5 protein-coding genes are annotated in these 5,486 nt (G+C 37.2%); 3 read left to right on the forward strand and 2 right to left on the reverse strand.

What is annotated here, in order from left to right; translation table 11 throughout:
• Both BC351_RS38990 and BC351_RS38995 read right to left on the reverse strand, forming a co-directional pair.
• Nucleotides 1-1,032, reverse strand: a 1,032-nt coding sequence (locus BC351_RS38990) for an S-layer homology domain-containing protein (RefSeq protein WP_244209329.1), incomplete at its 3' end; no start/stop codon positions are given.
• 367 nt (nucleotides 1,033-1,399) lie between these two features.
• Nucleotides 1,400-2,173 carry a DeoR/GlpR family DNA-binding transcription regulator gene (locus BC351_RS38995; protein ID WP_244209330.1) on the reverse strand — a complete coding sequence of 258 codons (774 nt, stop codon included), beginning with the start codon at nucleotides 2,171-2,173 and terminating at the stop codon, nucleotides 1,400-1,402.
• A gap of 492 nt (nucleotides 2,174-2,665) precedes the next feature.
• Between BC351_RS38995 and BC351_RS39000 the strand changes: the two genes are divergently transcribed.
• The 3 genes from BC351_RS39000 to BC351_RS39010 form a co-directional block, all read left to right on the forward strand.
• Nucleotides 2,666-3,517, forward strand: coding sequence for a tyrosine-type recombinase/integrase (locus BC351_RS39000; RefSeq protein WP_158082383.1), 852 nt, complete (start codon nucleotides 2,666-2,668; stop codon nucleotides 3,515-3,517).
• 26 nt (nucleotides 3,518-3,543) lie between these two features.
• Nucleotides 3,544-4,344 carry a hypothetical protein gene (locus BC351_RS39005; RefSeq protein WP_079421074.1) on the forward strand — a complete coding sequence of 267 codons (801 nt, stop codon included), beginning with the start codon at nucleotides 3,544-3,546 and terminating at the stop codon, nucleotides 4,342-4,344.
• Between the two features lie 188 nt (nucleotides 4,345-4,532).
• Nucleotides 4,533-5,486, forward strand: a 954-nt coding sequence (locus BC351_RS39010) for an S-layer homology domain-containing protein (RefSeq protein ID WP_144028677.1), incomplete at its 3' end; no start/stop codon positions are given.

The following is a 5,486-nucleotide window of genomic DNA, read 5'->3' on the forward strand; positions in this document are numbered from 1 at the left end:
AAGAACTTCGTCTTGACCTGTGAAAGAAGCAGTTGTTTTATCAGTGTTAGCTGCATCTAGGCCAGTTACGTTTACTGTGTATTCACCATTGCTGATTTTAACATCAGTCAGTGTAAGAACTGCGGATTTTTTGTCATCAGCAAACTTCGTTGTAGTTACTACATCAGAAGTACCTTTTTTCAAGGCAATTTTTGCTTTGTCTGTATCAACTGGTTTGTTGAAAGTTACAGTCACTTTTTGAGCGCCAGTAGCTTTTGCTTCTGTCACGGATACTTTACCAGGGGAAACATATTGTTGTTTCGCTTCGTATGCACCAGTCAAAAGAAGATCGCGAGTCGCGTTTGCTTGACCGTTGAATTTACCGCCGTCGCCAGCTGGAAGAAGTTTCAATTCAAGAGCAAGAGCAACATAACCTTGTGCCCAGTCTGTAACTGTTGAATCGTTACCTGTTTTTGCTTTAGCGTCAGCATCTTTACCAAGAACGCGAACCAAGAAAGTAGCCAGTTGTTCTTTTGTTACTTTACCAGCTGGGTTGTAAGTACCTACGCCGTAACCATCAGTGATACCGGCATTTTTCAAAGCTTCGATGTAAGGAAGTGCGTAGCCATTAGCTGCATCATCGGATTTAACATCGGAGAAGCTGGAAGTTTTCAAATCTTTGTTAACTTCAATGCCAGTGATCAAAGCGGCAACCTTCGCGAATTGCGCGCGGTTCATTTCTTCTTTCAAACCAAACGTTTTGTCGCTTGTTCCGTCGAAGATACCAGCGCTGATCAAAGCGTCAAATTTTGCTTTTGTAGCTGCGTCAAGATCTTTAAGATCTGTGAAATCAGCGGAAGTTTTCTTAGCAGCAACTGGTGTAGTCGTTGCAGCTGTGTCAGCGAATGCCATTGAAGAAAACATGGATAATGCCATTGCGGATGATAGAATCACGGATAAACTTTTTTTCATAACCTTTATTTCTCCTCCTTGAAAATCTTCGGGTTTATTTTTTTGTCTTTTTGTTACGATATTTGAGCTCGATTTACTCATTTTTGGTTCACCCCCTTTCCAGAGTTTGAGCATAATATAACTAAGTTCATTTGTGATTCTGATGATCACATTAGAAACTAGTAAATCAATCTAAAAAAAACTAGAAAAGTGACACCAATGAATATTATACATTGATCGAATTGCGTCGTAAAGATTTTTTTTATAAAAGCAACAATAATTCGTAATAAAACAGTAACTCTGTATTATTTCCATGTCTTCAAAGTATTAAACGCAGCACAAACAAAAAAGTTGCGATTAAAATAAAAAAACTTTTTTCGTTTATGCAACGTTTATATAGTTGGCAGAGCGTACATACAAAAAAACCTCTTACTTATATAAGTAGGAGGGCAATTGTTCAGCAGTGCAGTTAGACCACAATTAATTCAATTTGCTTTGCAGCTATTTCATCAAAGAACGCATGAGGAGCTTCACTATCTGTAATCAAAACATCGATTTGTTCAGTGCTGGCGTATGAGGCGATAGAAATCTTTCCTATTTTATCATGATCAAGTAGCGCAACTACCCGCGAAGCCGCCTTGACCATTTCTTTTTTCAGCTCGATTTCATAAACGTTAAAATCCGTTAAACCATCTTCAATAGTAAAGCCGCTTGCAGAGGTGAACAAAATATCGGCATGGATTCGCCTTAGCAAATCAATCCCAAATCTGCCTTCCAATGCTGTTGAACCGGCTCTAAGCGCACCTCCTATAAGGATAACAGTGATGTTCGGATTTTCTTTCATCTCCATCGCAGCATGTATCCCGTTGGTCACAACAGTTAAACGAGATTTTTCTTGTACTAATATACGTGCTAGTTCTAATGCAATGGGGCTTGCATCAAGGAATATACATTGACCGTTCATAATTAACTGAGCAGCTCTTTGACTAATCTTTATTTTCTCTATTTGATTGATCGTATCGCCTACCGGAGAACAATGCTGATCATTGGTTTTTTCTTTGGTCATTGCGCCGCCATGTGTGCGTATAAGAAGGCCTTCTTTTTCCATCTGCGTTAAATCAGTGCGCAAAGTGGCTGCAGAGACGTTTAAGTGTTTGTTTAATTCCTTGATGGTTGTACGTTGATGTTGATGGAGAATATTCATAATCATGTTCTTGCGTTCATTTGCAAAAAACTTTGCCACAAAATCACCTACAATACTAGAGTAAACAACGTTTAATGCGTGTTCAAAAATCGTTTTTTATTTTAGCACACTTAATTGGTGCAAGGCCATTTCTTTGAAGACCGAATAAAAACGATAAAAACGACATTATTCGACATGGAAATTGTTGAAACGATAAAATGTTTATTGCACAAGATCGCATAAAAGGGATTAACTTCCATGAAAACCCTTTAAAAATGCGATCGTATAGGTTATCATTGACAATTCGCAAATAGAAAATACAATAAAAGAGAATTTTAAATAAAAATATTGTTGTTTTCTTTCGAAACAATAATGGGGAATTTGATTATGGGGGTGAATTTCAGTAATTTCATTGAAAATTATAATTCGTGTAGTAAATGATGTTTCTTTGTTGATTAAAATCATCGCAATACGTCAAAACTAACGATTAATAGATTAATAGTTTTAGTAGACAACAAAATTTTGAAGAAGGGATAGGAATATATGATACTAATGGAAGCGATATCACAATTTGAAAAGTATCAAATTTCGATTGATAGAAGCGATAAGACTGTAGAAGCATATAGAAATGATTTGCTTTTCTTCGTCAAATATTTGGTTGATACATATAATTGTACGCCGTATTTAACTGATGTGACGGCAGAAGATATCGAAAACTATTTTTACCACCTTAAGATGGAAAGAGGCTATTCACCAGCTAGCTTGAAACGAAAGTTGGCTGTGTTTCGAACCTTCTATAACTTTTGCAATAAAAAGAAATATTGCATTAATAATGCGGCCGTACACGTGGAAACGATTAAACAAGAGCACAGGGAGAAGGGTTTTTTAACATCAGGAGAGGTGCTGCAACTTGTTGAAGCCATTGAACATAATTTAATGAAAAAGATCATACTTACCTTGTATTACACGGGGTTGCGGATATCCGAGTGCATTAACTTGACGCTTGAGGAAATCGATTTTGAACGCAACACGATTAAAATCTTTGGTAAAGGGAAGAAGGAACGAATCGTACCTTTGAATATGAAATTAAAAGAGATACTGATTCATTATCTGGAGCATGAACGACCCTACTCTAAAACGAATAATTTGTTCTGTACAGCTGCATCAGGAGCAGTTTCGGACTCATATGTGAATAAATTTGTTAAAAAGGCAGTAGATAGGCTTGGCTGGAAAAAAGAAGTTACTTGTCATACGTTTCGACATTCATTTGCAAGTAATCTTGTGAAAAAAAATGTCAATGTGGTTCAAATTCAAAAGCTGCTTGGACACACATCATTATCAACTACAACCGTTTATACGCATACAAGATTAGAGGATCTAACAGCTGCAGTTAACCAACTATAATTTATTAATTTTTAGAAGGAGGCACTATGACTCAAGCCTTGGCAAATATGGGGAATTTGGATGAGAAAGTACAAGCTGTTCTAGTCGGATTGTCATCAGGGAAGAGCAGAGAGCAGCTGGCGATAGAACTGAAATACAAGGACTCTAAAGGCATAGACAATTACATGAAACGGAAAAGTTATGAATGGGACAACACAAGAAAGAACTACTTTCCAGTTAAAGAGAAAAAATCTTCTGCAAATATCGTACAAAGTCCTGAAGGTAGAGTTGCTACCATCCTTTCGCTATATAAAAGAGGCATAGATGCCAAAGAAATTGCTCTTCAACTGAAGTTTCAAGATCATAGAGAAATGGCGCTTTATTTAAGAAGCAAGGGCTATGTTTGGGATGAGGGGCAATCAACTTATGTTTTTAAAGGTGAATCAAACCCTAACCCAGGTGAAACAGAACGTGTTGTGAACGATAAAAAATCATTAAACACTGAAAGAACAGAAGCAGGAGAACCGAAAAGTAGAACAGGAGTTGGACAATCCATGTTAAATTATGATGAAAACTCACTGAAGCTGATTAGTTTTCTAGAAAGCAACAAAGAAGCACTCATGGAAATTATCAAAAATCAATCTAATTCTGTGCAAATTCCCAGATATTTAATACCTGGCGTTTGTATTACAAAGTCGGTTCATATGAATTACGGACTAGACCAAATGACACGTGAGTTTAGCATGGAGAAAAATGTGTCTCAGAAAGATATTTTTGAGGTTGCGCTTATTGATTTTTTCAAAAAATATGGATATCAAAAAGAAATTAGTGTGTTATTGGGTCATTAATTTTTTTTGGTCGAAACCTAATGAAAAACCAACTTTAAAATTCTAAGTGTCTTAATTGCTTTGTTAATAAAACTTGAGCTATGCTTACTTGAAACAATGGTCGAAAAATAAAGTAGTAAAACTATATATACGGTCTAGCCTTTAAAGAATCGACTAGTTTCCATAATTAAATATTGACTATAAAGGTTATGAAAAAAAGTTTATCAGTAATCCTATCATCCGCAATGGCATTATCCATGTTTTCTTCAATGGCATTCGCTGACACAGCGGCAACTACTACAACAGCTGCTACTGCTAAGAAAACTTCCGCTGATTTCACAGATCTTAAAGATCTTGACGCAGCTACAAAAGCGAAATTTGACGCAATGATCAGCGCTGGTATCTTCGACGGAACAAGCGATACAACGTTTGGTTTGAAAGAAGAAATGAACCGCGCGCAATTCGCGAAGGTTGCCGCTTTGATTATGGGTGTTGAAATAAATAAAGATTTGAAAACTTCCAGCTTCTCCGATGTTAAATCCGATGATGCAGCTAACGGTTACGCACTTCCTTACATCGAAGCTTTGAAAACTGCTGGCGTAACTGATGGTTATGCAGAAGGCCAATACAACCCAGCTGGTAAAGTAACAAAAGAACAACTGGCTACTTTCTTGGTTCGCGTTCTTGGTAAAGATGCTGACGCTAAAGCAAAAACAGGTAACGATTCAACAGTTACAGACTGGGCACAAGGTTATGTTGCTCTTGCTCTTGAATTGAAACTTCTTCCAGCTGGCGACGGCGGTAAATTCAACGGTCAAGCAAACGCGACTCGCGATCTTCTTTTGACTGGTGCATACGAAGCGAAACAACAATATGTTTCCCCTGGTAAAGTATCCGTGACAGAAGCAAAAGCTACTGGCGCTCAAAAAGTGACTGTAACTTTCAACAAACCAGTTGATACAGACAAAGCAAAAATTGCCTTGAAAAAAGGTACTTCTGATGTAGTAACTACAACGAAGTTTGCTGATGACAAAAAATCCGCAGTTCTTACACTGACTGATGTTAAAATCAGCAATGGTGAATACACAGTAAACGTAACTGGCCTAGATGCAGCTAACACTGATAAAACAACTGCTTCTTTCACAGGTCAAGACGAAGTTCTT

Origin of the sequence: Paenibacillus ferrarius, from assembly GCF_002027705.1 — a bacterium.
Taxonomy (GTDB): Bacteria; Bacillota; Bacilli; order Paenibacillales; family NBRC-103111; genus Paenibacillus_E; species Paenibacillus_E ferrarius.

Bases quoted from the DNA above. Each gene is read 5' to 3' on its own strand.
- BC351_RS39000 (WP_158082383.1), top strand. From the start codon at position 2,666: ATGGAAGCGATATCACAATTTGAAAAGTATCAAATTTCGATTGATAGA.
- BC351_RS39005 (WP_079421074.1), top strand. From the start codon at position 3,544: ATGACTCAAGCCTTGGCAAATATGGGGAATTTGGATGAGAAAGTACAA.